1 protein-coding gene is annotated in these 1,465 nt (G+C 36.9%); it reads right to left on the reverse strand.

Annotated elements, in window-relative coordinates:
* Positions 1-175 precede the first annotated feature (175 nt).
* Positions 176-1,450 (reverse strand): IS110 family RNA-guided transposase, encoded by a 1,275-nt coding sequence (locus ACIQAA_RS32375; RefSeq protein ID WP_402628019.1) that lies wholly within the window; start codon positions 1,448-1,450, stop codon positions 176-178.
* Between the last annotated feature and the right edge of the window lie 15 nt (positions 1,451-1,465).

The following is a 1,465-nucleotide window of genomic DNA, read 5'->3' on the forward strand; positions in this document are numbered from 1 at the left end:
TCGTCATGCCTATCCAAGGGGTGGAGGCCAGTTATGCTAACCTGATGGGTCACAGTGCCCTTTTGTTCAAGAAACCTGGTACTCCGTACATATTTAAAATCCTGCGAATAAGACAACATTCAAAATTAAAGTTAACTATTTAAATGATACATTTTATATAACTTATGTTTTATTTCTATGCTGCTATAGGGATTAATACTGGGACTTTATTTGGACAATAAGACTCGTTTCGTCGTGCTATTCCTACAAAAATCCTTGCTAGTTTACCGATTAGTTTCATAATTGATTTCATTTTCTTCATCTTCTTTACCTTCACATTATGGGAATGGATGGCTTTAAACTCAGGGTTATTCATCACAAGGCTCATGGTTGCTAAGTAAAGGAATCGCCGGAGTCTTGATCTTCCACGCTTTGAGATGACAATCTGGCCTTTCCATTTGCCTGAACTTGCTTCAGCTAGATGTAATCCTGCATGACGTAATAGGGAGTTCCCGTGAGAGAATCCACTTAAATCTCCTGCCTCTCCTAATATACCGGCTAATGAAATTTCACTTATTCCTTTAATCATAAGTAGTTTTTTTGCAAAAGGTATTTTGTTGAGAACTTCTTTAACTTGGTGTTCAACTCTTTCGAGTTGTTTTACAGCGAGGTCATATTCCTCTAATAATTGTTCTAAATGGAATTTATAAGCATCAAGAGCTTGTCCGGTCCCAATAGAGGATTTTGCTAGATTGATTAGTAACTGAGCTTTCTTTGGTCCTGGTTGTCGTTTCATTAAAGACTTCCAACCCCTCATGACATCTAGTGTTTCTAGTGAAGATATTTCATCTGGTGTAGGAAATAAACGAAGGGTTGCAATCGCCCCTTTGCACGTTACATCTTTAAACACTTGTCTGAGTTCTGGAAAGACCACATCTACCCATCGATTTACTTGATTAATAGACATCACGAGACGTTTAACAATTACATCTCGGTTAGAAATTAGAACTCTAAGTTTCTCAAATGATTCCGATGTTGGACGAACAAAGGAATAATAGCCGTTTTTCACCATATCCGCTATAACAAGGGCATCTTTTTTATCACTCTTCGATTGAGTATTGTCACGATTCTCTTTATTCCTTTTTACTAAGTGGGGATTCACAGTAACTACCTCAATGTTTTGTTTATCCAGCCATTTTGATAGGTTAATCCAGTAATGTCCTGTAGGTTCCATACCCACTATCGTTGAATCTAAGTCTTTTAGTCTTTGTAAGTTTTGAATCCAACTTAATAGTTTTACGAACCCCTCTTCATTATTTTCAAATGTAAGAGGATCTCCAACTACAATTCCACGGAAGTTAACAGCTCGAGCAACGTGTAATTGTTGGGCTATATCCACACCTACAATTAGATGTGTATCGGAAATTCTTTCTATTAGTTGATTTTGTTTGTCTTGCATTTTAAAATTCATATTAGGGCTTCCTCC

The sequence above is a fragment of the Neobacillus sp. NPDC093182 genome (assembly GCF_044754045.1).

Excerpts from the sequence above, each read along its gene's own strand:
- ACIQAA_RS32375 (WP_402628019.1), bottom strand. The coding sequence starts at position 1,450 with ATGAATTTTAAAATGCAAGACAAACAAAATCAACTAATAGAAAGAATT.